Genomic DNA, 22,181 nt, shown 5'->3' on the forward strand with positions numbered 1-22,181 from the left:
GCGGCGGCCTTGGCGGCCGCCTCGCGCTGAGCCGCTTCCTGCGCCGCGCGGACGCGGGCGTCGGCGGCGGCCTGGTCGGCGACCTGGCGAGCCTGGGCTTCGCGAGCGGCGTCGACGACGCGCTGACGAGCGCGCAGCTCTTCCTGCGAAAGACCGCCGGCCGAGCTACCGCCGCCGCCGCCTTGCGGCGCCTGCTGCGGGCGCGGAGCCGGGGCGTCGGTCGCGTGGCGACGTTCAGCCGAAGACGGCGCGGCGAGATTGCCGGTCACGGGCGCATGGGTGCGCGTCCGCTTGGTTTCCACCACCACCGTCTTGGTCCGGCCGTGGCTGAAGCTTTGCTTCACGACCCCGGCGCTCACCGAGCCCTGGCGGGGCTTCAGCGTCATCGGGGGTCGGTTGCCGGGGCGGCCGTTTTCGTTTTCGTCGCTCATGCGCTCGCTTGTACTTCCGCCAGGCGGTACCTGGCTAAAAAACCGTCCGTTCCATGTGAGAAAGGGGCCAGGACGTACCTGCCGAAGCAAGCGCGTTTCCCGACCCTTCACTCACGAACGCGACCCGGATGGCCGCGTCCAACGTCGAAGATTCTAGAGTCTTTCGATCGGACCGGCGGCCCGGTGCGGTCGAAAGACTCTAGAGCCCGTCCGGGTCGGCAAGCCGACCGGGGCATACGGGCTCGCCCCTATAGCGTGGAGGCCTTACGAACCTCTAGCTATCCTCACGTCCGTTCGCCGACCATTCGGGAGGCAAAAGCGGGCGGAAGCCTGATAAACGCTCGACATCCAATGTCCAGCTATCGATGCCGCGCCCGGCGAGGAGCGCCGTGTGTATCACATTCTCCCCGCCCAAGGCCAAACCCAATTCGTCCGAAGTGAAAGCACCCAGCAAACGGGGCGGTTTCGGAGCCTTTCGGGCGGCGGACAGGATCTTTCGGCGGCCGTCCTCGGCGCTGTCGGAAGCTTCGATCAGCCACGCGACATTGCCCGTCCCCAGGGCGGCGACCACCTTTTCGAAGCCTGAGATAATGGTCCCGGCCTTGCGCGCAAGTCCCAGGCTGTCCAGCACGCGGCGGGCCAGCAGGGCCTCGACCTGGTCGGCCAGGTCCGGCGGGACGGTCAGCTTGGTCTTGGCCGCGCGCGAGAACAGACCCTTCTTGGCGGCGGTCGCGATCGAGTCACGATCGGCGCCGACCCAGATCCCCCGGCCCGGCAGCTTGCGCGCCACGTCGGGCACCACGACCCCGTCCGGCCCCGCCACGAAGCGGACCAGGCGCGCCTCGTCGGTCGCCTCGCCCAGGACGATGTCCTTGCGCAGGCGATTGGCTTCGGCGTGGGTCTTGGGCGCGTTGGCTTCGGTCATCATCCGTTGAGCTTGGGTCTTGTCGAACGAACGGCCCCGCGGATCGCTCCGCGAGGCCGTCACGCATCCGTCGAAGACTCTTAGGCTTCTTCTTCCGAGGCGGCTTCGTCGGCGACGGCGTCTTCGGCGACAGCTTCGCCTTCGACTTCGGCGCCATCTTCGGCGTACTCGGCCTCAGCCTCGACTTCTTCCTCGTATTCCGGCTCCGGCGGGGCCTCGACCCAGCCCATGACGATACGAGCGCGCATGATCAGCGCCTCGGCGTCTTCCGGCGACAGGTTGAAGGTCTCCAGGATGCCCGGCTCGCGCACGCGCTCGCCGCCTTTGTTCTCGAACCAGCCGCGCATGTCGTCCGGGACCAGGCCAGCCAGGTCCTCAACCGACTTCACGTCGCCTTCGCCCAGGGCCACGGCCATGGCCAGGGTCACGCCCTCGATGGCCAGGACGTCGTCCTCGACGCCCAGCTCCAGACGCTTGGCGTCCAGGGCGGCGGCTTCCTTTTCCAGGAACTCGCGAGCGCGGGTCTGCAGTTCGTCGGCGGTCTCTTCGTCGAAGCCTTCGATCGAGGCGATCTCGTGCGGCTCGACAAAGGCCACGTCTTCCACGGCGGCGAAGCCTTCGGTGACCAGCAGCTGGGCGATGACTTCGTCGACGTCCAGGGCTTCCTGGAACAGGCTCGTGCGCTCGGCGAACTCGCGCTGACGGCGCTCGCTCTCCTGGCTTTCGGTCATGATGTCGATCTGCCAGCCGGTCAGCTGCGAGGCCAGGCGGACGTTCTGGCCGCGACGGCCGATGGCCAGCGACAGCTGCTCGTCCGGCACCACGACTTCGACGCGCTCGTCTTCCTCGTCCATGACGACCTTGGAGACTTCGGCCGGGGCCAGGGCGTTGACGATGAAGGTGGCTTCATCTTCCGACCACTGGATGATGTCGATCTTCTCGCCCTGCAGCTCGGCCACGACCGCCTGCACGCGCGAACCGCGCATACCAACGCAGGCGCCGACGGGGTCGATCGAGCTGTCGTTCGAGATGACGGCCATCTTGGCGCGCGAGCCCGGGTCACGGGCCACGGCGCGGATCTCGATGACGGCGTCGTAGACTTCCGGCACTTCCTGCGCGAACAGCTTGGCCATGAAGCCGCCGTGGGCGCGCGACAGCATGATCTGCGGGCCCTTGGTCTCGCGACGGACGTCGTAGATGTAGGCGCGGATGCGGTCGCCGACGTTGAAGTTTTCGCGCGGAATCGACTGGTCGCGGCGCATGATGCCTTCGCCGCGGCCCAGGTCGACGATGACGTTGCCGTATTCGACGCGCTTGACGCTGCCGTTGACGATCTCGCCGACGCGATCCTTGTACTCGTCGTACTGACGCTCGCGCTCGGCCTCGCGGACCTTATGCATGACGACCTGGCGGGCCATCTGGGTCTGGACGCGGCCGATCTCGAACGGCGGCAGGTTCTCTTCGTAGACCTTGCCGATCTCGGCGTCGCGCCAGGTGCGCTTGGCGATCGACAGCTGCATCTTGCCGATCTCGCCTTCGAGCTCGGCGTCGTCGGCGACGACCTCGATCACGCGCTTCTGGTTGGTCTCGCCCGTGCGCGGGTCGATCTTCACCCGGATGTCGTGCTCGGCGCCGTAGCGCGCGCGGGCGGCCTTCTGGAGCGCGTCCTCGATGGCCTCGATGACGACTTCCTTCTCGATGCCCTTTTCACGGGCGACCGCGTCGGCGATCTGCAGGAGTTCGAGCCGGTTGGCGGCAATGCCGATGGCCATGGTCAGTCCTCTTCACTTTCGGACAGGTCTTCGTTGTCGGATTTGATCCGGGCGGCGCGTTGCTTGGCCCCCCGGTCCATCAGGGCGTCGGTCATGACGAGCTTGGCGTCGATGATCCACGCGAAGGGGAAGTAGACGGTGACGTCGTCCTCGCCCTCGATGTTCAGGCCCACCTGGTCGTCCTCGATCCCGGCGAGTTCGCCCTTGAAGCGCTTGCGGCCCTCGGCCACGCGGTCGAGTTCGATGCGGGCCTCCAGGCCGGCATAGTCGTCGAAGTCCTTCAGGCGGGTGAGGGGGCGATCGACGCCGGGGCTGGAGACTTCCAGCGTATACTCGCCGGTGATCGGGTCGGCGGCGTCGAGAATTTCGGAGATGCCGCGCGACAGCTTCGCGCAGTCCTCGACGTTCATGTCGCCGCCGCTGCCGTCTTCCAGCAGCGGATGCTCGGCCATGATCTGCAGGCGACGCTGCTCGGCTCCGCCCATCAGGCGCAGGCGGACGATCTCGTAGCCAAGCGTCTCGGCCACGGGATCGAGCATCTCGATCAGGTCACGGTCTTCCTGCGTCTTGCCGCGCAACGTGTTTTCTCAGCTCACTCACGGGTCGCCAGGCGATCTAGCCGAGCGACCAAAGAAAAAGCGGCAGCCTTTCGGGCCGCCGCTCGAAAGCGCCATCAGCGCTAACGGACGATGTAGGACGCTTTATAGGCGAACCGCCTCCCGTTGTCGACTCGCCCATCGGAAATCTCCGACTCCGGCTTCCGCACCGCAGCAATTTGGGCCTATAAGCCCAGCCGCGCAGGACCGCCTCCCCGCGGACCTAACAGAATACGAAGAGTCACAATGGACCTCTCCAAGATCCCTACGGGCATCAACCCGCCCTACGATCTGAACGCCATCATCGAGATCCCGCAGGGCGGCGAGCCGGTGAAATATGAGATCGACAAGGACAGCGGCGCCCTGATGGTCGACCGCTTCCTGCATACGGCGATGTTCTATCCCGCCAACTACGGCTTCATCCCGCACACCCTGGCCGACGACGGCGACCCCGCCGACATCATGGTCGTGGGCCCGACCCCGGTGGTGCCGGGCGCGATCATCCGCTGCCGCCCGATCGGCACCCTGATGATGGTCGACGAAGCTGGTTCGGACGAGAAGATCCTGGCCGTGCCGGTCGACAAGCTGCACCCGTTCTACACGGGCGTGACCAGCTGGCGCGACCTGCCGGTGATCCTGACCGAGCAGATCGCCCACTTCTTCCAGCACTACAAGGACCTGGAAAAGGGCAAGTCGACCAAGATCACCGGCTGGGCCGATCCGGACGAGACCGCCGACATCATCCGCACGGCGATCAAGCGCTACAACGAAACGTACTAAGCGAAATGGCCAGGATCGATCTCACACTGCGGATCATCCTGGCCGACCCGCCCACCGGCGTGGTCTTTTCAAAGCAGGACGCCAAGAGCCGACCCGTCGATCCGATCCGGGCGGAAGGCGACCTCTCCTTCGACATCCCCATCACCCTGACGCCGACGCCCGAGGGCATGCGCCCCGGCGGCGGTTTCGTGCGCGTCGATGGTCGGGGACGGTTCGTCTACATCGCCTCGGGCCAGCAGGCGGGCGAGGCCAACACCGAATGGTCGCGGCGCATCAAGGTCTATCTGCACGACCTGCCGGGGCAGATCGCCAGCGGCAGCGTGCTGGAGGCGACCATCGCCGGCCGCTCGGGCGACGGCGGACCGGCCTGCGCGACAGTTCCCCTGCTCTCGCCTTGGCGGCTCGTGACCGCCTGAAGATCAGGCGGCCATTTCCAGGTCGCGGACCAGGGCTTCCCACTCGGCCGGCGGCAGCGACGGCTTGGCGCCGAAGTTCAGCAGGCCGGCGAAGGCTTCCGGCTGCGCGCCGTCGCGGATCATGCGGTCCCGCATCCGGCTCAGCATGACCAGCCGCTCGGCCGGCCGCGCCGCCGGGATCACGAGCTGGGAATAGGCGATCATCCGATCCGGCGCCACGGCCGCGCTGATCCGCGCCTCGATGGCCGCCAGTTCCTCGTCGGTGAACAGGTCCTGCAGCACCGGCAGGATCTCCTCTTCCTCCTCGGCCATGTGCGCGAAGTCGTCGGCGACGAAGCGCGTGAAGGTCAGGTAGAGGCGATGCAGGGCGGCCGGGCGCTTGCCGGGGTCGGAGCCCTCGACCGTGCAGATGGCGTTCTCGAGGCCGACGAAGTGGGCGCGGTGACGGTCGTGGTCGGCGCAGAGCTCGGCGGCGGCGCCTGGAGCGCGGGTCTCCAGCGCGGCGTGGACCTCGCGCTCCTCATGGTCCAGATGGGCCGAGGACAGGATCATCTGGGCGCGAAGATCGGCCATCAGGATGGCGACCGCGCCGCGATCGGCGGCGTCGACGCTGCCCAGGCGCATCGCCAGGCGGCAAAGGGCCAGGCGCAGGCCCTTGTGGATCGGACCGTAGAAGTCGTGGGTGGCGGCGGGTTTGGCGGGCAAATAGGACATGGAACCTCCTTTCGGCGCCCGTCCGGGGAGCGCCGTTGCTGTGGTTGATGGGACGGGTGGACTTTTAGGGGTGGGCGGTCAGCTCGCTTGGCGCTTCTGGGCCTCGACGGCGCTGATCCAGCCGTAGAAGGCGGCGTTGGCGATCGGCCAGGACTCGCGGGCGCTCATGCGCTCCAGCCAGGCGGCGACCTTGGGATAGGGCGAGAAATCGAATTCGACGATCCAGCCGAGAGTCAGGATCGCCGCGCCGAAATAGTCGGCCAGGGTGATGGCGTCGCCGCAGACGAAGGGACGGTCGCCCAGCATGTGGCGGTCCAGCACCGTCAGCCACTTCTCCGAGGCATGGGCGCCAAAGGCGATCAGGGCCGGGGTGGCCGAGATGTCAGGCATGTGGTCCGGCGGCAGGACCTGCGGATAGACCAGCAGGTGACCGAAGTCGCGATAGAGGTTGGTGTTGAACCAATCCATCGCCTCGTTGACCTTAGCCCGCGCCTTCAGGTCCGTCGGATAGGTCGGCGAGCCGATCTTGTCGGCCAGGTATTTCAGGATCGCCGAGGCCTCGCCCATCTCCAGGTCGCCGTCGACCAGATAGGGCACGATGCCGTTCGGATTGATCCGGCCGTAGGCCTCGCCGCGCTGCTCGTTCGACAGCAGGTCGACATGACGGTGCTCCAGCACCACGTCGTGCTCGACCGCGAACTGCAGGATCGGGCGGCAAACGGTCGAGAGCGGATCGCAATAGAACAGCATTTCAGGGGTCTTCCAGGGCGGTGATGTTTCGCCGCGTCTGGATAGGGCCTGAGGGCCAGCTTCAGCAATCAGCGTTCTTGCAACGTCACTATGCGAAACTGCATACTGATTGAATGTTCGACTGGGACGACCTCAAGCACTTCCTGGCCACCGCCCGCGCCGGCAGCACCCTGGGCGCGGCCAAGCGCCTGGGCGTGAACCAGAGCACGGTGACCCGCAGGCTGGATGCGCTGGAGGCCGCCTGCAGCCTGGTGCTCTTCGACCGGGGACGGGACGGCGCGATCCTGACTGCGGTCGGCCGTGACCTGCTGCCCTGCGCCGAGGCGGTGGAAAAGGCGATGGAGGCCGTCGAGCACCGAGTGTCCACCCACCGGCGCGGCATGGCGGGCGTGGTGCGCCTCACCGCCAGCGAGTCCCTGGCGACGATCGCGGTGATCCCGGGCCTGGGCGAGTTTCGCCGGCTCTATCCCGACATCCAGATCGACCTGGTGCTGACCGACGCGTTCCTCGACATCGAGAAGGGCGAGGCCGACATCGCCCTGCGCGCGTCATACGGCCTGGAGTCCTCGAACCTGGTGTCGCGCAAGGTCGCCGACGACTACTGGGGCGTCTATTGCAGCCATGGCTATGCCGAGACGCACGGCCTGCCGACCACGCCTGAGGCGCTGGTCGGCCACCCCATGGTCGACGGCGAGGGCGCGCTGGAGAACCTCCCGCCGGTGCGCTGGCTGCGCGAGGCCGCCGGCGGCGTGACCGGTCCGCTCCGCTGCAGCACCCTCAACAACATGGTCTCAGCCGCCTCGGCGAACCTGGGACTGGCGGCCCTGCCCTGCGGTCTTGGCGACCGCGATCCGCAGCTGGTCTATTGCCAGCCGGTGACCCTCGACATGCAGGCCTCTTACTGGATTCTCACCACGCAGAGCTTGAGACAGGCGCCGAGGATCCGCGCCTTCATCGACTTCATCATCCCGCACATGATGATCACCCTGCGCCAGACGCCCGATCGCTCGGGCCTGAACCGCTGGTGACCGGCCTCAGGCCCTGACGAAGTCCAGGAACACCGGGGCGCAGTCGCCCAGCTTCTTTTCCTCGTAGCGCGTCGTGACGTGGTCGGCCGGGATCGCGTTGCGGTCGGCGTCCGCCTCGGCGAAGCGGAAGTTCGGGTCGGCCAGCACCCGCTCGGTCGTCCACTCGCCGTAGTCCGCCCAGTCGGTGGCGAAGCGTAAGGAGGCGCCCGGCTTCATGACACGGGCCAGCCTGGCGACGAACTCGGGCTGGATCAGGCGGCGCTTGTTGTGGCGGGCCTTGTGCCAGGGATCGGGGAACATGATGAACACCCGGTCCAGGCACGCATCGGGCAGCCAGTCGACCACGTCGCGGGCGTCGCCCTCGTGGACGCGGACGTTCTTCAGGGCCTGTTCCTCGATGTGACGGACGGCGCTGGCCACCCCGTTCACGAAGGGCTCCGCGCCGATCACCAGGGTCTCGGGATTGCGGCCGGCCTGGGTCGCCATGTGCTCGCCGCCGCCGAAGCCGATCTCCAGCCACACGGCCTTAGCCGCGGGCATCAGGTCCAGCGGCTGGAAAGGGCCCTGCGGCACCGCGATCTCGGGCAGCAGGGTGTCGAGCAGGGCTTGCTGGCGCGGCTTCACCGGGCGCGACTTCAGGCGGCCGAACGAGCGCAGGGGGCCATGGGGTTGGGTCGGATTGGTCATGGGGCGGCGTCTTAGTCCCAAGCGCGGGAAAAACAAAATCCGCCTTCCTAGGCCTTGTGCCTAGGACCCATGGTCGGGCCAGGCTGAGAGGCCCAGAAAAGCAAACCGCCGGCGTTGCGGATCTCTGTCGAGCGCAACGCCGGCGGTAAGATGGGTCCTAGGCACAAGGCCTAGGAAGGCAAGTTATAGCGGCTGTTACGCCAGGCCCTTCAGTTCGCCCACGAGATCGGTCTTCTCCCAGGAGAAGCCGCCTTCATTGTCCGGCGTGCGGCCGAAGTGGCCGTAGGCGGCGGTGCGGGCGTAGATCGGGCGGTTCAGCTGCAGGTGTTCGCGGATGGCGCGCGGGGTGGCGCCGCCGATCAGTTGCGGCAGCAGCTTTTCCAGCACGGCCGGATCGACCTTGCCCGTGCGGTGCAGGTCGACGTGGAACGAGACCGGCTGGGCCACGCCGATGGCGTAGGCGATCTGGATCGTGCAGCGGTCGGCGAGGCCGGCGGCCACGACGTTCTTGGCCAGGTAGCGGCAGGCATAGGCGGCCGAGCGGTCGACCTTGGTCGGATCCTTGCCCGAGAACGCGCCGCCGCCGTGCGGCGAGGCGCCGCCGTAGGTGTCGACGATGATCTTGCGGCCGGTCACGCCGGCGTCGCCGTCCGGACCACCGATCTCGAAGCGACCGGTCGGGTTGACCAGCCACTGGGTCTTCTTGGTGACCAGGCCGTCCGGGAAGACCGGCAGGATGTGCGGCTTGATCAGCTCCAGCACGCGCTTGGAGGTCGCGGCCTTGCCGCCGATCTTCTTGGCGTGCTGGTGGCTCACGACGATCGAGACGACGCGGACCGGGCGGCCGGCGCCGTCGTACTCCAGGGTCACCTGGCTCTTGGCGTCGGGCTCCAGCTCCGAGAGCTCGCCCGAATGGCGCAGTTCGGCCAGGCGCTTCAGGATGTTGTGGCTGTACTGCAGGGTGGCCGGCATCAGCTCCGGGGTCTCGGTGCTGGCGTAGCCGAACATGATGCCCTGGTCGCCGGCGCCCTCGTCCTTCTTGTCGGTGGCGTCCACGCCCTGGGCGATGTGCGCCGACTGGCCGTGCAGGAAGTTGGCGAACTTCGCCTTCTGCCAGTGGAAGCCCTTCTGCTCGTAGCCGATGTCCTTGATCGCGGCGCGGACCTTGGGCTCCAGCGAACCCAGGATGTCCTTGGTCAGCTGCTTGTTGGCTTTCTTGTCGCCGTCCGGCTTGCCGGCGCGGACTTCACCGGCCAGCACGACGCGATTGGTGGTCACCAGGGTCTCACAAGCCACGCGGGCTTCGGGATCGACCGACAGGAAGGCGTCGACGACGGTGTCGCTGATGCGGTCGGCGACCTTGTCGGGATGGCCCTCGGAGACGCTCTCGCTGGTGAAGATGTAGGACGAACGGTTCAAGAGACAGCTCCGGCCATGAGATTGCGCGCGAGCGCGCGGGCGCCCAGTTCGGCGTCCTGATAGACCGAAACCATATAAAGATATGTTTATGCGAGCAAGCCGAGAGAACCTGCGGTCGCTTTCAGCCTGGCCTTAATCGGCGCCGACCGCTTCGTCCTCGGCCATCGACCGGACCAGCTCCAAGATCCGCCGCCGCACCTTCGGCTTGGTGATCTTCGGGAACAGCGTCGCCAGCTCCAGGCCTTCCGGGGTCATCAGGAAGTCGTGGACGAACGGCTCGCCGGTCTCGGAGAGACCATCGACCGTATCGGCCAGGCCTTCGAAGAAATAGCCGACCGACGACTGCAGGCTCTTGGCGATCTCATAGAGCTTGCTGGCGCTGACGCGATTGGCGCCGCGCTCGTACTTCTGGATCTGCTGGAAGGTCAGGCCCAGGTCCTCGGCCAGCCGTTCCTGGCTGACGCCGAGGATCTTCCGACGCATGCGGATGCGGGCGCCGACGTGCAGGTCGACCGGATTGGGGTTGCGCTCGGTGTCGGACAGCTCGCTCATACCCACGCTTGATAGCTGAAATTGCGGTTTTAATTCAGCCTAACTCTTTCAAGCGCGCAATAGAGGATTAGGTTTTACCTGCCCGCAAGCGAGCTGACGCAACCCCAGATATCAGTAGAAGCGCCATAAACGGCAGGTTTCCGAAGTCGTCGAAAGGTGTAACTCCACCCATTCCCGGTATAATCGCGTCGATGACTCCGCTTTTTCCTAAGCCGAGGGCGGTTCCGGGCACGATTCGACCGCGCGCATCGATCACCGCACTGACTCCGGTCGGCGTGGCGCGCAGGATCGGCCTGGCGCTTTCGATCGCGCGGTAACTGGCCAGGTTCAGGTGCTGCAGCGGACCCGAGGTCACCCCGAACCAGGCGTCGTTCGAGACATTGATCAGGACACGAACGTTCGGATCACGCCGGGCGAGGCCCGGGAACAGGCTCTCGTAGCAGATCAGCGGCTGGACCAGCAGGTCGCGCGAGACCCGCAGCGGCGCTGGGCGCGGACCAGTGGCGAAGCCGTCGCCGAGGTGCGCCAGGCTCTTGAAGCCGATGGCGGTGAGGAGCTTTTCAGCCGGCAGGTATTCGCCGAACGGCACCAGGCGGTGCTTGTCGTAGACGCCGACGACCTCGAGATCGGTGGCCGTACGTCTCAGGGCGACGAGGCTGTTATAGTAGGTCGGCTTGTCGATCGGGCCTTCATAGCGGTAGCCGCCGATCAGCAAGGTCTGGCCGGGCTGAAGCGCGTCGACAATCGCCTGCCGCACCCAGGTCCCGGGCGCGAGGTAGTCGTCGATCGCCGCCGGCAGCGCACCCTCGGGCCAGATGACGAGGTCAGTGGGCTTGCCCGCATAGGGTTTGGCGGTCAGCGAGACGTAGGACTGGACGATCTGGCTGAAGCGGGCGGCGTCCCACTTGGCGTCCTGCTGGATGTCGGCTTGGACGATGCGGACCGATATCGGGTCGCCCTGGGCCAGCGGACGCGACTGAACCACCGCGCCATAGCCGTAGAGCCCGACGAGGCCCGCGAAAGCGGCGCCCAACGCGATCTTCCCGCCCCGGCCTTCGCGCCAGACGGCGGGGGCGGCGGCGATCGTCAGGGTGATCCAGGTCAGGCCGTAGGCGCCGACCAGGGCCGCGGCCTGCGACGGGAACGAGCCCGCCTTCCAGGTCTCGCCGGGCAGGTTCCAAGGAAAGCCTGTCAGGACGTGGCCGCGCAACCATTCCAGCGCCGCGAAGGCGCCGGCGAACGTCAGGACGCGCCAGGCGCTGGCCGGCCGGAAACGGCGATAGAGCAGCGCCGCCAATCCCCAGAACAGCGCCAATCCGCCGGCCATGGCCGCCACCGCGAACGGGGCCATCCAGCCCTGGTTGGCCGCGTCGACCATGAAGGCCTCGCCGATCCACCAGGTGCCGAGGCCGAAATAGGCCAGGCCCGCCAGCCACCCGCGCCAGAAGGCCGAACGCAACGGCTTGGCGGCGTGGGCGTCATCGAGCAGGTAGAGGAGGCCCGCATAACCCAGCAGGCCCGGCAGCACGCCGAACGGCGGATGGGCCAGGGCGGCGGCGAGGCCGGCGACCAGCGCCAGCAGCGGACCGCTCCAGGCCTTCTCGCGGAAACGACCCCAAGCGCTCACGAAGCGGCGGCGTCCACGGCGGCGGCATGCGAGGAAGCCGGCGAAGGACCGCCGCGCACCCGCACACGACGCACGCGACGCGGATCGGCCTCGACCACCTCGAACTCGTAGCCGTCGGGGTGGGCGATCACCTCGCCCCGTTGCGGCACGCGGCCGGCCAGGGCGACGACGAGGCCGGCGACGGTGTCGATGTCCTCTTCCATGTCGGAGGGCGCCAGCTCGCGGCCCAGTGCGGCCTCCAGCTCTTCCAGCGGCGCGCGGGCGTCGGCGTCGAAGACGCCGCCGGGACGCGCCACGATGGCGACGGCCGCCGCGTCATCGTGCTCGTCGTCGATCTCGCCGACCACCGCCTCGATCAGGTCTTCCATCGAGACCAGGCCGTCGGTGCCGCCGAACTCGTCGATGACCAGCGCCATGTGGATGCGGCTGGTGCGCATGCGCAGCAGCAGGTCGGCGGCCCGCATCGAGGCCGGCACGTACAGCGCGTCGCGGCGCAGCTTGTTCAGGATCGCGTCGCCCGGCGCCGGCAGCTTCTCGTCGTCGGCCAGCAGGCGGAAGATGTCCTTGATGTGGATGACGCCGATCGGGTCATCCAGGGTCTCGCGATAGATCGGCATCCGCGAGTGCTCGGCCTCGGCGAACTGGGCCACCACCGCCTCGAACGGCGTCGAAAGCTCGACAGCCACGATGTCGGCGCGCGGGGTCATGACGTCGGCCACCCGCAGGGTCTGGAAGGCCTCGGCCTGGTCGACGATGTCGACGGCGCCGGTCGCGGGCGGCGGTTCGGGCGGCCGCGACGGCTCGCCGCCGCCGGTGAGTTGCCGGCGCATGCGTCGAAGAAACGCCCGCACGCCCCGGCTTCTACGAGCCGGAACGGCGGGCTGTTGACTAGGCTCGTCGCTGGGCATGGCCCTGTTTAGCGCCCCTGTTCGTCACTGGCGTAAGGGTCCGGAACGTCCAGACCCGCCAGGATTTCGCGTTCGAGCGCCTCCATGGCTTCCGCCTCGTCGTCGCCCTCGTGGTCGTATCCTAGGAGATGAAGCACGCCGTGCGCCACCAGATGTTGCAAATGGTGCGCAAGTGGCTTGCCCTGCTCGGCCGCCTCGCGGGCGCAAACCCCATAGGCCAGGGCGATGTCGCCGATCTGGCCTTCCGGGTTCGGCGGCGAGGGGAAGGACAGGACGTTGGTCGCGTAATCCTTCTGGCGGAAGTCGCGATTGAGGGTCTGGACGCTGTCGTCGTCGGTCAGCAGGATCACGATCCCCTGGCCTTCGATGTCCTCATGGGCGTCCAGCACGGCCTGGGCCGCGCGCCAGACCAGGGCCTCGGCGTCCTCGGCCGCCTGGGTCCAGGCCTCGTCCTCGATCTCGATGTCTACGGTAATCGTCATTTAGCGGGGCGTACCCTTATCTCGGCGTGCTTTGGGCCGCGTCAGCGTCATAGGCCTTTACGATACGCTCCACGAGCGGATGTCGCACCACATCCGAAGAGGTGAAGCGCGACACCGCCACGCCCTCGACGCCATCCAGGATCGAGACGGCGTGAGCCAGCCCCGAGTCCCGCGGATTCATCAGGTCGACCTGGGTCGGGTCGCCGGTGACGACCATGCGGGCGCCCTCGCCGATCCGGGTCAGGACCATCTTCATCTGCAGGCGCGAGCAGTTTTGGGCCTCGTCAACGATGACGAACGCGTGCGCCAGCGTGCGGCCGCGCATGAAGGCGATCGGGGCGACCTCGATCTCCAACTTCTCGCGACGGCGGCGCAGCTGGTCGGCGCCCATGATGTCGGTCAGGGCTTCCCAGACCGGAGCCATGTAGGGGTCGACCTTCTCGTTCAGGTCGCCCGGCAGGAAGCCCAGCTTCTCGCCGGCCTCGACGGCGGGACGGGTGACGATCAGGCGATCGACCTCGCCGCGCATCAGCATGCCGGCGCCGTGCGCCACGGCCAGGAAAGTCTTGCCGGTGCCGGCGGGGCCGAGGCCAAAGACCAGCGGATGGGTCGCCATCCGCTCCAGATAGACGGCCTGGCTCTTGGTCTTGGGCGAGACATTGCCCTTGCGCACCGCGCGCGGCGAAGCCTGGCCGCCGGTCTCGTGAGCGCTGCCGATAGCGATACGCACGTCGGCCTCGACCACCTCCTCGCCGGCGTCGGCGCGGGCGGCCAGGGTCTGCAGAACGCGCTTGGCGCCGGTGCGGCCGCGCGCGTCGCCGGTGATGGTGACACCGCCGCCCGGGGTCTCGATCAACACCTTGAAGGCGTCCTCGATCAGGGCGGCGTGACGGCCCGACGGACCGGTAACGGCGACGACGGCGTCGTCGGACAGCGGCAGGAACTCAGGGGTGCGACTCAAGCGGTCTCCAGAACGGCATTGGTTTCCAGAACCCCGCCCAGGCTCATCTTGGCGGCGCTCTCGATACGGACGGGCACGATCATCCCGATCAGGCTTTCAGGGCCTTCAGCATGGACGGCCTGCAGATATGGGCTGCGACCCACGATCTGGCCAGGGTGGCGGCCCGACTTCTCGAACAGCACCGGCATGACCTTGCCGACCTGCGAGGCGTTGAAGGCCCGCTGCTGATCGTCGAGGAGCTGGTTCAGGCGATCCAGACGCTCGGCCTTGACCGCTTCGTCGACCTGGCCGGGCATGGCCGAAGCGGGTGTCCCAGGGCGACGCGAATATTTGAACGAGAAGGCGCTGGCGAAGCCGACCTCGCGGACCAGCTCCAGGGTCTTCTCGAAATCGCCGTCGCGCTCGCCGGGGAAGCCGACGATGAAGTCGCCGCTCATGGCGATGTCCGGACGCGCGGCGCGGATCTTCCCGATCAGCTTCACATAGCTTTCGGCCGTGTGGTCGCGGTTCATGGCCTTGAGGATCTTGTCCGACCCCGCCTGCACCGGCAGGTGGAGGTAGGGCATCAGCTCCGGCAGTTCGCCGTGGGCCTCGATCAGATCCTCACCCATGTCGCGCGGGTGGCTGGTCGTGTAGCGGATACGGTCCAGGCCATCGATCTTGGCCAGCTGGCGGACCAGCTTGGCCAGGGTCGAACCATCGCCGTCATAGGCGTTGACGTTCTGGCCCAGCAGCGTGACCTCGCGCACGCCCTTGCCGGCCAGTTGCTTGGCCTCCTCGACGATGTCGTTCACCGGCCGCGACCACTCGCCGCCGCGCGTATAGGGCACCACGCAGAAGGTGCAGAACTTGTCGCAGCCCTCCTGCACGGTCAGGAACGCGGTGACCCCGGTCACATGGCGCTCGGCCGGCAGGGCGTCGAACTTCTCGTCGGCGGCGAAGTCGGCGGCCAGGCGCTCGCCGGTCGCCCGGTGGGCGCGGGCGATCAGCTCGGGCAGCTGGTGATAGGCCTGGGGACCGACGACCAGATCGACCGCCTTCTGGCGATGCATGATCTCCTTGCCCTCGGCCTGGGCCACGCAGCCGGCCACGGCGATGGTCATGCGACCGCCGTCCTGGGCCTTCCGGTCCTTCATCTGCTTGATATAGCCGAGCTCGGAATAGACCTTCTCGGTCGCCTTCTCGCGGATGTGGCAGGTGTTCAGCACCACCAGGTCCGCGCCCTCCGGATCATCGACCACGCCATAGCCCAGCGGACGCAGGACATCAGCCATGCGCTCGCTGTCATAGACGTTCATCTGACAGCCGTAGGTCTTGATATAGAGGCGCTTTTGCGGGGTCTCGCTCATGCGCGAGGTTATGCGGGCCGAAACCCCATTCCGCAAGGACGCGGAGGTCACACCTCCGCGACGCTCACTCCTCCAGCGGCATCCCGTAGAGCTCGAGCCGGTGGTCCACCAGCTTGTAGCCCAGCTTGCGGGCGATCGCGTGCTGGAGGGCCTCGATCTCCTCGTCCACGAACTCGACGACCTTGCCGGTCTTCATGTCGATCAGGTGGTCGTGGTGATGATCGGGCGTCTCTTCGTAGCGCGAGCGGCCGTCACGGAAGTCGTGACGCTCGATGATGCCGCTTTCCTCGAACAGGCGGACGGTGCGGTAGACCGTGGCGATCGAGATGTGCGGATCGATGGCGTGAGCGCGTCGGTGCAGCTCCTCGACATCCGGATGGTCCTCGGCCGACGACAGCACGCGTGCGATCACGCGGCGCTGGTCCGTCATGCGCATGCCTTTTTCGATACAGGCCTTTTCGAGTCGATCCACGGCGGAGCTCCGTCTTGAGTCGCGGGCAAGATAGGGGGTCGGCCCCTAAGTGTTAAGCGCTCGCCGCATGACAAGCGCGTCCTTGGCCCCATCGGGATGGGGATAATAGCCCTTGCGTACGCCGACCTTGATAAATCCGGTCGATTGGTAGAGCGCGATGGCCGCCAGATTGTCGGCCGCCACCTCCAGGAACATCGCCTCGGCCTGGGTCTCGAAGGCGATTCCGGCGGCGACCTCGACCAGGGCCGCGCCCCAGCCGCGACGGCGGGCGGCGGGATCGACGGCGACGGTCAGGATCTCGGCCTCGCCAGCGATCGAGCGGCAGAGGATGAAGCCCTTGGCCTGCGCGGGTTCGCCCGCCTCGCCCAGGATCGCGAAGGCGCCGGGGGACTTCAGCAGGTCGTCGAACTCGAGCGCCGTCCAGGGCCGGTCGAAGGCCTTGTCGTGGAGATCGGCGAGATCGAACGCGGCTTTCGAGCCGACAGGACGCAGGTTCATGCGGCGGGCAACGTGGCGTAGGGCGCGCGCAGGTACAGCGGACGCGGCGAGTGGGTCGGGGCCGGCTTGGCGGCGGCCAGGCGCGCGACGGCGACCGGATCAGGCGCGGCGGGCGTCAGGATCGTCGCGCTCGACAGCGTCTCGGCCAGCAGCGGCGCGCCGGAACCGACGAGGGTCGCGGGTCCGCCCGAATAGAGCTCGGCCAGTCGCGCGGCGGCCTCGCCCAGGCCCAGGGCGTCCGGGGCCATCAGCGAGACGCCGTCGGCGAAGACCTGGATATAGACCTGGCTCATCCGCGCATCGATGACGGCGGCGGAAAAGCCCTTGGTCCCGAAGGCGAGCGCCTCCAGCGTGTTGACGCCCACGCACGGGATCGACAGCGCCGTCGCCAGGCCCTTGGCGAAGGCCAGACCCACGCGCAGGCCGGTGAACGAGCCAGGACCGACCGTGACGCCTATCCGTGAGAGGTCGGCGAAAGCCACGCCGGCCTCGGCCGCGACCTCGCGAGCGATGATGCCGATGCGCTCCTGGTGGCCGCGCGTCATGGGCTCGCTGCGGGCGGCCAGTACGCGCTCGCCGTCCAGCACGGCGACCGAACTGGCGCCGAGGCAGGTGTCGATCGAGAGGATCATGCGATCAGGCCGAACCGACGACCGCGCCTTCGGCCGGGCGCCAGATCAGCTCGTTCAGCTGGCCCTTGGCTTCCAGGGCCTTTTCCGAGGGCAAGGCGGGCTTGTTCCAGTCGGGCACGCCGATCGAATAGAGCACCGTCGGCGCCTCGGGGCGCACGCAGAGGGTCAGGCCGACCTCGCGGCCCGTTCCCAGGCGGCAGTTCTCGAGGCTGAGACCCAGGTCGCTCCACTTGGCCAGCAACTGCTCGTCCTTGGGGCCCCGGATGTCGCCGGCGGCGGCGCGGACATAGGCGATCTCGCCCTCGTCGGTCTTGCCGATCTCCAGCAGCGGGACGTTGTCCTGCTCGACATTGATGATCGGCTGCGGCGGGCCCGCGCCGAAATGCATGAAGGCGCTCTCGACCTTGGCCTTGGGGAACAGGGCCTTGATCGTCGCCAGGTCGAAGGCCGTGGCGCTGGTGATCGGTCCGACCCCGTCCTTCGTGATCTTCAGCGGCCCGCCAACATAGGGCGTGATGCTGAGCTGCACGGAGCCCTTGCCCTCGGGCGAAGCGGCGGCCGGCGGCGCGGCGGCGGTCTCGTCCTTCTTGGCCGGCCCGCAGGCGGCCAGCAGGATCAGCGGCAGGGCGAGGAGGGTGTGGCGCAGGGTCATGACTCTCTTCTAGCGAATGCGGCGTGGATGCACAAAAGCCCGCCGTCCCTGAAAGACGACGGGCCTTCGAAAATCCAAACGCGCGGACGGATCAGAGGATCTTCGCCGCCTCGTCGAAATCGAGGCGCGGATTGCGGGCGAAGAGGCCCTCTTCCGAGCCGTGGCCGATCGAGACGATGAAGTTGCTCTTGATGTTGGTGCCCGCGAAGAACTCGGCGTCGACGCCGGCGTTGTCGAAGCCCGACATCGGACCGACGTCCAGGCCCAGGGCCCGCGCGGCGATCATGAAATAGCCGCCCTGCAGCGAGCTGTTGCGCAGCGCGCCCCACTCGCGGGCGGTCAGGTCGTTGAACCAGTCCTTGGCGCCCGGGGCGTGCGGGAACAGTTTCGGCAGGGTCGCGGGGAAATCGAGGTCGTAGCCGACGATCACCGTCACCGGGGCCTGGCGGATCTTCGGCGCGTTCGAGCCCGACGACAGCTTGGCCAGGCGCTCCTTGGCCTCCGGCGAGGTCAGGAAATAGAAGCGGGCCGGGGTCGAGTTGGCGGCGGTCGGGCCGAACTTGGTCAGCTCGTACAGCTCGCGCAGCACGCTCTCGGGCAGCGGCTCGGCGGTCCAGCCGTTACGGCTGCGCGCCTCGGTGAACAACTGGGCGAGCGTGGCGTCTTCGAGCTTGGCCATAGGGAATCCTTATAACGGCTATTCGCAACTCATATAGTTACAGTATAGTCGCGCCGCGAGGGGGATAACACCCCCATCCGAAAACAAAGGGCGGATCAGAGCGTCTGCTCGACCCGGGTCACTTCCGGCACATAGTGCTTGAGCATGTTCTCGACACCGGCCTTCAGCGTGGCCGACGAGGACGGGCAGCCCGAGCAGGCGCCGCGCATGTGCAGCCAGACCACGCCGGTCTGCGGCTCGAACTTCGAGAAGACGATGTCGCCGCCGTCCTGGGCCACGGCCGGGCGGATGCGGGTGTCGAGCAGTTCCTTGATCTCGGCGACGATCTGCGAGGCTTCCTCGTCATAGACGCCGTCCTCGTCGTGACCGCCACCCTCGGCCGCCGCGTCCAGCAGCAGCGGGCGGCCGCTGGTGAAGTGGTCCATGATAGCCGCCAGGATCGGCGCCTTCAGATGCGGCCACTGGGCGTCCTCGCCCTTGGTCACCGTCAGGAAGTCGGGCCCGAAGAACACCCGCGTGACGTCGCCCAGGTCGAACAGCGCCTTGGCCAGCGGCGAGGCGTCGCCCTCTTCCGGCGTGCGAAACTCGCGCGCGCCCTCCACCAGCACTTCGCGGCCGGGCAGGAACTTCAGGACCTCGGGGTTCGGGGTGGTTTCGGTCTGGATGAACATGAGCCTGAAATGGACCTCGCGACGTCTTGACGCAAGACCGACGGAAGGTCGCATTTTAAAAGTGACACAGGCGTCATTTTCTGGCGTGATGCCCGTAGAACAACGATCCGCGGGAGGATCCCCCATGAGCGACGGTTCGGTCGATCTCAAAGAAGCCGCGCGCGCCAAGGCCTATGCCACGCCGCTGGAGGACTATCACATCGCCGATCCGGCCCTGTTCCAGGCCGACGCCATGTGGCCGTACTTCGAACGGATGCGGAAGGAAGACCCGGTCCACTGGTCCAAGGGCGACGAGGAAACCGGGCCCTACTGGTCGATCACCCGCTACAACGACATCATGACCGTCGACACGACCCACCAGGTCTTCTCGTCGGACGCGCACCTGGGCGGGATCACGATCCGGAACTTCGACGAGGACTTCGTCCTGCCGATGTTCATCGCCATGGACCAGCCCAAGCACGACATCCAGCGCAAGACGGTCAGCCCGATCGTCTCACCGGCCAATCTGGGCCGCCTGGAAGGCATCATTCGCGAGCGGGTCTGCCAGATCCTGGATGCGCTGCCGATCGACGAGCCGTTCGACTGGGTCGACAAGGTCTCGATCGAGCTGACCACCCAGATGCTGGCCACCCTGTTCGACTTCCCGTGGGAAGAGCGCCGCAAGCTGACCCGCTGGTCGGACGTCGCCACCGCCTCGCCCGAGAGCGGCATCGTCGAGAGCGAGGACGCCCGCCGCGCCGAGCTGCTGGAGTGCCTGGGCTACTTCACCAATCTGTGGAACGAGCGGGTCAACCAGACCGAGCCGGGCAACGACCTGATCTCGATGCTGGCTCATGGCGAGGCGACCCGCGACATGCCGCCGATGGAGTATCTGGGCAACGTCATCCTGCTGATCGTCGGCGGCAATGACACGACCCGCAACTCGCTAACCGGCGGCCTCTACGCCCTGTCCAAGAACCCGCAGGAAGAAGCCAAGCTGCGCGCCGACCCGACCCTGATCCCGAACATGGTCTCGGAGATCATCCGCTGGCAGACCCCGCTGGCCCACATGCGCCGCACGGCGCTGGAGGACTTCGAGCTCAACGGCAAGACCATCAAGAAGGGCGACAAGGTCGTCATGTGGTACGTCTCGGGCAACCGCGACGACACCGTCATAGAGAACGCCGACGCCTTCATCGTCGATAGGCCCCAAGCGCGCCGCCACCTGTCGTTCGGCTTCGGCATCCACCGCTGCGTGGGCAACCGCCTGGCCGAGATGCAGCTGAAGATCGTCTGGGAAGAGGTGCTCAAGCGCTTCCCGAAGATCGAGGTGCTGGAAGAGCCCAAGCGCGTCTACTCGACCTTCGTGAAGGGCTACGAGCGGATGATGGTGCGGATTCCGGAGCGGAACTGATCCCTCTCCCCTTGCGGGAGAAGGAAATTAAGCCAGCTCTTCGATCTCCGCGTCCGTAATATCCCCCGGCACGACCGTCACCGGCAGCTTGCGCCCAGAGAACCCGACGCCCTCCTTGGCGATGGCCGAGATCAGGGGTCCCGGCCCGCGCCCCGCCGTGGATGTCGCCAGGATCAGGATCTTGATCGCCGGATCGGCCGCGACGACCTGCTTCAAGGCCGTGCGGACGCTGTCGGCGTGCTTGATGATGAACTCGGGCGGCAGGCCCGTAGAGGCCACGACTTGAGCGGCCAAGCTCTGCAAGAGAACCTCGGCCTCCTCGCGCTCCTGGCGTTCGATCTCTTCGCGGACCCCGCTCCAGTGCTCGAACTCGGCGGGCGAGATCACTTTCAGCAGGGCCACGTGACCGCCGGTCGAGCGGGCGCGGCGGCAGGCGTATTTGAGGGCCGCGGCAAATTCCGGGCTGTCGTCGGCGACGACCAGGAACTTGCGGCGACTCGTCGAGGCGGCGGATGAAGCGGCGTCGGTCATCGGCGGAGATGACGCCGCTTTCGCTCTAGTCTCAAGCCCCCCAGAAACCGACCAGCTTCTTGACCTCGGCCAGGGTCGGGGCGGCGGCTTCGCGGGCCTTTTCCGCGCCCTTGGCCAGGATGGCGTCCAGCACCGCCGGATCGCCCAGCAGGCCGCGCATCTTCTCGCCGACCGGCGCCAGTTTCTCGACCGCGAGGTCCGCCAGAGCCGGCTTGAAGGTCCCGAAGCCCTTGCCGGCGTATTCGGCCAGCACCTCGGCCTTGGTCTTGCCGGCCAGAGCCGCGAAGATGCCCACGAGGTTGTCGGCCTCGGCGCGGCCGGTCAGCTCTTCCAGGGTCTCGGGCAGCGGTTCCGGGTCGGTGCGGGCCTTGCGGACCTTGGCGGCGATGTCGTCGACCGTGTCGGTCAGGTTGATGCGCGAATAGTCCGACGGGTCGGACTTGCTCATCTTGGCCGAACCGTCGCGCAGGCTCATCACCCGCGCCCCCGGCCCCTGGATCAGCGGCTCGGGCTGCGGGAAGAACGCCGGGACGCCGCCGGGAATGCCGAAGTCGTGGTTGAACTTGCCGGCGATGTCGCGGGTCAGCTCCAGGTGCTGCTTCTGGTCCTCGCCCACGGGCACGTGGGTGGCCTTGTAGACCAGGATGTCGGCCGCCTGCAGCACCGGGTAGGTGTAGAGGCCCACCGAGCTGCGCTCCTTGTGCTTGCCGCTCTTCTCCTTGAACTGGGTCATGCGGTCGAGCCAGCCGAGGCGGGCGACGCATTGGAAGATCCAGGCCAGTTCGGCGTGTTCGCGCACCGCCGATTGCGGGAAGATCGTCGCCTTGTCCGGGTCCAGGCCCGAGGCGATATAGGCGGCGGCGATCTCGCGGGTCTGCTGGGCCAGCAGCGCCGGATCCTGCCAGACGGTGATGGCGTGCAGGTCGGCCACGAAGATGAAGGTGTCGATCTCGTGCTGCAGGCGGGTGAACTTCACCAGCGCGCCGAGATAGTTGCCCAGGTGCAGGGCGCCCGAGGGCTGGACGCCCGAGAGCACGCGGGCGGGGCCCGTATAGGCAGCGGGAGCTTGGTCGGTCATGGCTTCAGCCTTGGCTGTAGAATTCGAATGGGGTGGCTAGGCGCGAGCGCGCGCTCTGCGTCCCCCATCCCTAAGAAAGGGCGGACGCAAAGCCTAAAGTCAGAACGAGCCGCGCCATCGCGGCGCGTGGAGACCGATCGGAGCCATGCCCCGCTGGTTAGCCTCCCCGCCCGCATGG

General features: G+C 67.3%; 27 protein-coding genes. 4 read left to right on the forward strand and 23 right to left on the reverse strand.

Features of this window, described 5'->3' with window-relative positions; all coding sequences use genetic code 11:
* The 4 genes from AC07NN_RS22320 to rimP form a co-directional block, all read right to left on the reverse strand.
* The coding region (locus AC07NN_RS22320) for a translation initiation factor IF-2 associated domain-containing protein (protein WP_494645961.1) at positions 1 to 431 on the reverse strand (431 nt) is incomplete at its 3' end.
* Between the two features lie 274 nt (positions 432 to 705).
* Positions 706 to 1,356, reverse strand: coding sequence for an RNA-binding protein (locus AC07NN_RS22325; RefSeq protein WP_494646325.1), 651 nt, complete (start codon positions 1,354 to 1,356; stop codon positions 706 to 708).
* Positions 1,357 to 1,436: 80 nt separating this feature from the next.
* On the reverse strand, positions 1,437 to 3,128 hold the full coding sequence (gene nusA, locus AC07NN_RS22330; RefSeq protein ID WP_494645963.1) for a transcription termination factor NusA: 1,692 nt from the start codon (positions 3,126 to 3,128) through the stop codon (positions 1,437 to 1,439).
* A 2-nt stretch (positions 3,129 to 3,130) separates the two neighbouring features.
* Positions 3,131 to 3,706, reverse strand: a complete 576-nt coding sequence (rimP, locus tag AC07NN_RS22335) for a ribosome maturation factor RimP (protein WP_494645965.1) — start codon at positions 3,704 to 3,706, stop codon at positions 3,131 to 3,133.
* Between the two features lie 264 nt (positions 3,707 to 3,970).
* On the opposite strand from rimP, the gene ppa reads away from it, so the two are divergent.
* Together ppa and AC07NN_RS22345 are read left to right on the forward strand one after the other, a co-directional pair.
* On the forward strand, positions 3,971 to 4,504 hold the full coding sequence (ppa, locus tag AC07NN_RS22340; RefSeq protein ID WP_494645967.1) for an inorganic diphosphatase: 534 nt from the start codon (positions 3,971 to 3,973) through the stop codon (positions 4,502 to 4,504).
* Positions 4,505 to 4,509: 5 nt separating this feature from the next.
* Complete coding sequence (locus AC07NN_RS22345) at positions 4,510 to 4,920, forward strand: DUF5990 family protein (protein ID WP_494645969.1); 411 nt, start codon at positions 4,510 to 4,512, stop codon at positions 4,918 to 4,920.
* A gap of 3 nt (positions 4,921 to 4,923) precedes the next feature.
* Here AC07NN_RS22345 and AC07NN_RS22350 read toward each other — a convergent pair whose 3' ends face one another.
* On the reverse strand, positions 4,924 to 5,634 hold the full coding sequence (locus AC07NN_RS22350) for a hemerythrin domain-containing protein (protein WP_494645971.1): 711 nt from the start codon (positions 5,632 to 5,634) through the stop codon (positions 4,924 to 4,926).
* Positions 5,635 to 5,712: 78 nt separating this feature from the next.
* The gene (locus AC07NN_RS22355) at positions 5,713 to 6,384 is read right to left on the reverse strand and encodes a glutathione S-transferase family protein (RefSeq protein ID WP_494645973.1); all 672 of its coding nucleotides are present in this window, start codon (positions 6,382 to 6,384) and stop codon (positions 5,713 to 5,715) included.
* A gap of 113 nt (positions 6,385 to 6,497) precedes the next feature.
* Here AC07NN_RS22355 and AC07NN_RS22360 point away from each other — a divergent pair, with 113 nt between their 5' ends.
* A complete protein-coding gene (locus AC07NN_RS22360; RefSeq protein ID WP_494645977.1) occupies positions 6,498 to 7,412 on the forward strand; it encodes a LysR family transcriptional regulator in 915 nt (304 codons plus the stop codon).
* Between the two features lie 6 nt (positions 7,413 to 7,418).
* On the opposite strand, the gene trmB is transcribed toward AC07NN_RS22360, so the two are convergent.
* The 14 genes from trmB to AC07NN_RS22430 form a co-directional block, all read right to left on the reverse strand.
* Complete coding sequence (gene trmB / locus AC07NN_RS22365; protein ID WP_494645980.1) at positions 7,419 to 8,099, reverse strand: tRNA (guanosine(46)-N7)-methyltransferase TrmB; 681 nt, start codon at positions 8,097 to 8,099, stop codon at positions 7,419 to 7,421.
* 195 nt (positions 8,100 to 8,294) lie between these two features.
* Positions 8,295 to 9,518 (reverse strand): methionine adenosyltransferase, encoded by a 1,224-nt coding sequence (gene metK / locus AC07NN_RS22370; protein WP_494645983.1) that lies wholly within the window; start codon positions 9,516 to 9,518, stop codon positions 8,295 to 8,297.
* A 132-nt stretch (positions 9,519 to 9,650) separates the two neighbouring features.
* Positions 9,651 to 10,076: a helix-turn-helix domain-containing protein gene (locus AC07NN_RS22375; RefSeq protein ID WP_494645985.1), complete on the reverse strand. Its 426-nt coding sequence runs from the start codon at positions 10,074 to 10,076 to the stop codon at positions 9,651 to 9,653.
* 61 nt (positions 10,077 to 10,137) lie between these two features.
* Complete coding sequence (lnt, locus tag AC07NN_RS22380) at positions 10,138 to 11,697, reverse strand: apolipoprotein N-acyltransferase (protein ID WP_494645991.1); 1,560 nt, start codon at positions 11,695 to 11,697, stop codon at positions 10,138 to 10,140.
* Positions 11,694 to 12,605, reverse strand: coding sequence for a hemolysin family protein (locus AC07NN_RS22385; RefSeq protein ID WP_494645996.1), 912 nt, complete (start codon positions 12,603 to 12,605; stop codon positions 11,694 to 11,696). Before AC07NN_RS22385 ends, lnt begins: the two co-directional genes overlap by 4 nt.
* A gap of 8 nt (positions 12,606 to 12,613) precedes the next feature.
* On the reverse strand, positions 12,614 to 13,069 hold the full coding sequence (gene ybeY, locus AC07NN_RS22390) for an rRNA maturation RNase YbeY (RefSeq protein ID WP_494646326.1): 456 nt from the start codon (positions 13,067 to 13,069) through the stop codon (positions 12,614 to 12,616).
* Positions 13,070 to 13,103: 34 nt separating this feature from the next.
* Positions 13,104 to 14,048 (reverse strand): PhoH family protein, encoded by a 945-nt coding sequence (locus AC07NN_RS22395; protein ID WP_494646000.1) that lies wholly within the window; start codon positions 14,046 to 14,048, stop codon positions 13,104 to 13,106.
* Positions 14,045 to 15,397, reverse strand: a complete 1,353-nt coding sequence (gene miaB, locus AC07NN_RS22400) for a tRNA (N6-isopentenyl adenosine(37)-C2)-methylthiotransferase MiaB (protein ID WP_494646002.1) — start codon at positions 15,395 to 15,397, stop codon at positions 14,045 to 14,047. Before miaB ends, AC07NN_RS22395 begins: the two co-directional genes overlap by 4 nt.
* A gap of 64 nt (positions 15,398 to 15,461) precedes the next feature.
* Positions 15,462 to 15,869 carry a Fur family transcriptional regulator gene (locus AC07NN_RS22405; protein WP_184714897.1) on the reverse strand — a complete coding sequence of 136 codons (408 nt, stop codon included), beginning with the start codon at positions 15,867 to 15,869 and terminating at the stop codon, positions 15,462 to 15,464.
* Positions 15,870 to 15,914: 45 nt separating this feature from the next.
* A complete protein-coding gene (gene rimI / locus AC07NN_RS22410; RefSeq protein ID WP_494646006.1) occupies positions 15,915 to 16,367 on the reverse strand; it encodes a ribosomal protein S18-alanine N-acetyltransferase in 453 nt (150 codons plus the stop codon).
* Positions 16,364 to 16,999 carry a tRNA (adenosine(37)-N6)-threonylcarbamoyltransferase complex dimerization subunit type 1 TsaB gene (gene tsaB / locus AC07NN_RS22415; RefSeq protein ID WP_494646008.1) on the reverse strand — a complete coding sequence of 212 codons (636 nt, stop codon included), beginning with the start codon at positions 16,997 to 16,999 and terminating at the stop codon, positions 16,364 to 16,366. The genes rimI and tsaB overlap by 4 nt, the downstream gene beginning before the upstream one ends.
* A gap of 4 nt (positions 17,000 to 17,003) precedes the next feature.
* Positions 17,004 to 17,651 carry a DUF1131 family protein gene (locus AC07NN_RS22420; RefSeq protein ID WP_494646010.1) on the reverse strand — a complete coding sequence of 216 codons (648 nt, stop codon included), beginning with the start codon at positions 17,649 to 17,651 and terminating at the stop codon, positions 17,004 to 17,006.
* 91 nt (positions 17,652 to 17,742) lie between these two features.
* Positions 17,743 to 18,330, reverse strand: a complete 588-nt coding sequence (locus AC07NN_RS22425; RefSeq protein ID WP_494646012.1) for a malonic semialdehyde reductase — start codon at positions 18,328 to 18,330, stop codon at positions 17,743 to 17,745.
* Between the two features lie 95 nt (positions 18,331 to 18,425).
* Positions 18,426 to 19,001, reverse strand: coding sequence for a NifU family protein (locus AC07NN_RS22430; protein WP_494646014.1), 576 nt, complete (start codon positions 18,999 to 19,001; stop codon positions 18,426 to 18,428).
* 124 nt (positions 19,002 to 19,125) lie between these two features.
* Here AC07NN_RS22430 and AC07NN_RS22435 point away from each other — a divergent pair, with 124 nt between their 5' ends.
* Positions 19,126 to 20,394: a cytochrome P450 gene (locus tag AC07NN_RS22435; protein ID WP_494646016.1), complete on the forward strand. Its 1,269-nt coding sequence runs from the start codon at positions 19,126 to 19,128 to the stop codon at positions 20,392 to 20,394.
* A 27-nt stretch (positions 20,395 to 20,421) separates the two neighbouring features.
* Here the strand turns inward: AC07NN_RS22435 and AC07NN_RS22440 are convergent, their stop codons facing one another.
* From AC07NN_RS22440 to AC07NN_RS22450, 3 genes are all read right to left on the reverse strand, one after another.
* Positions 20,422 to 20,925: a universal stress protein gene (locus AC07NN_RS22440; RefSeq protein ID WP_494646018.1), complete on the reverse strand. Its 504-nt coding sequence runs from the start codon at positions 20,923 to 20,925 to the stop codon at positions 20,422 to 20,424.
* Positions 20,926 to 20,956: 31 nt separating this feature from the next.
* Positions 20,957 to 22,003 carry a tryptophan--tRNA ligase gene (gene trpS, locus AC07NN_RS22445; protein WP_494646020.1) on the reverse strand — a complete coding sequence of 349 codons (1,047 nt, stop codon included), beginning with the start codon at positions 22,001 to 22,003 and terminating at the stop codon, positions 20,957 to 20,959.
* Between the two features lie 99 nt (positions 22,004 to 22,102).
* The gene (locus AC07NN_RS22450) at positions 22,103 to 22,150 is read right to left on the reverse strand and encodes a hypothetical protein (protein WP_494646327.1); all 48 of its coding nucleotides are present in this window, start codon (positions 22,148 to 22,150) and stop codon (positions 22,103 to 22,105) included.
* Positions 22,151 to 22,181: the final 31 nt, after the last annotated feature.

It is taken from the genome of Caulobacter sp. GW821-FHT09H08 (genome assembly GCF_059415885.1).

What these genes read in the sequence shown, in the direction of transcription:
- AC07NN_RS22325 (WP_494646325.1), bottom strand. Translation starts at nt 1,356, where the DNA reads ATGACCGAAGCCAACGCGCCCAAGACCCACGCCGAAGCCAATCGCCTG.
- nusA (WP_494645963.1), bottom strand. Translation starts at nt 3,128, where the DNA reads ATGGCCATCGGCATTGCCGCCAACCGGCTCGAACTCCTGCAGATCGCC.
- ppa (WP_494645967.1), top strand. Translation starts at nt 3,971, where the DNA reads ATGGACCTCTCCAAGATCCCTACGGGCATCAACCCGCCCTACGATCTG.
- AC07NN_RS22345 (WP_494645969.1), top strand. Translation starts at nt 4,510, where the DNA reads ATGGCCAGGATCGATCTCACACTGCGGATCATCCTGGCCGACCCGCCC.
- AC07NN_RS22350 (WP_494645971.1), bottom strand. Translation starts at nt 5,634, where the DNA reads ATGTCCTATTTGCCCGCCAAACCCGCCGCCACCCACGACTTCTACGGT.
- AC07NN_RS22355 (WP_494645973.1), bottom strand. Translation starts at nt 6,384, where the DNA reads ATGCTGTTCTATTGCGATCCGCTCTCGACCGTTTGCCGCCCGATCCTG.
- AC07NN_RS22360 (WP_494645977.1), top strand. Translation starts at nt 6,498, where the DNA reads ATGTTCGACTGGGACGACCTCAAGCACTTCCTGGCCACCGCCCGCGCC.
- trmB (WP_494645980.1), bottom strand. Translation starts at nt 8,099, where the DNA reads ATGACCAATCCGACCCAACCCCATGGCCCCCTGCGCTCGTTCGGCCGC.
- AC07NN_RS22385 (WP_494645996.1), bottom strand. Translation starts at nt 12,605, where the DNA reads ATGCCCAGCGACGAGCCTAGTCAACAGCCCGCCGTTCCGGCTCGTAGA.
- miaB (WP_494646002.1), bottom strand. Translation starts at nt 15,397, where the DNA reads ATGAGCGAGACCCCGCAAAAGCGCCTCTATATCAAGACCTACGGCTGT.
- rimI (WP_494646006.1), bottom strand. Translation starts at nt 16,367, where the DNA reads ATGAACCTGCGTCCTGTCGGCTCGAAAGCCGCGTTCGATCTCGCCGAT.
- tsaB (WP_494646008.1), bottom strand. Translation starts at nt 16,999, where the DNA reads ATGATCCTCTCGATCGACACCTGCCTCGGCGCCAGTTCGGTCGCCGTG.
- AC07NN_RS22420 (WP_494646010.1), bottom strand. Translation starts at nt 17,651, where the DNA reads ATGACCCTGCGCCACACCCTCCTCGCCCTGCCGCTGATCCTGCTGGCC.
- AC07NN_RS22425 (WP_494646012.1), bottom strand. Translation starts at nt 18,330, where the DNA reads ATGGCCAAGCTCGAAGACGCCACGCTCGCCCAGTTGTTCACCGAGGCG.
- AC07NN_RS22430 (WP_494646014.1), bottom strand. Translation starts at nt 19,001, where the DNA reads ATGTTCATCCAGACCGAAACCACCCCGAACCCCGAGGTCCTGAAGTTC.
- AC07NN_RS22435 (WP_494646016.1), top strand. Translation starts at nt 19,126, where the DNA reads ATGAGCGACGGTTCGGTCGATCTCAAAGAAGCCGCGCGCGCCAAGGCC.
- AC07NN_RS22440 (WP_494646018.1), bottom strand. Translation starts at nt 20,925, where the DNA reads ATGACCGACGCCGCTTCATCCGCCGCCTCGACGAGTCGCCGCAAGTTC.
- trpS (WP_494646020.1), bottom strand. Translation starts at nt 22,003, where the DNA reads ATGACCGACCAAGCTCCCGCTGCCTATACGGGCCCCGCCCGCGTGCTC.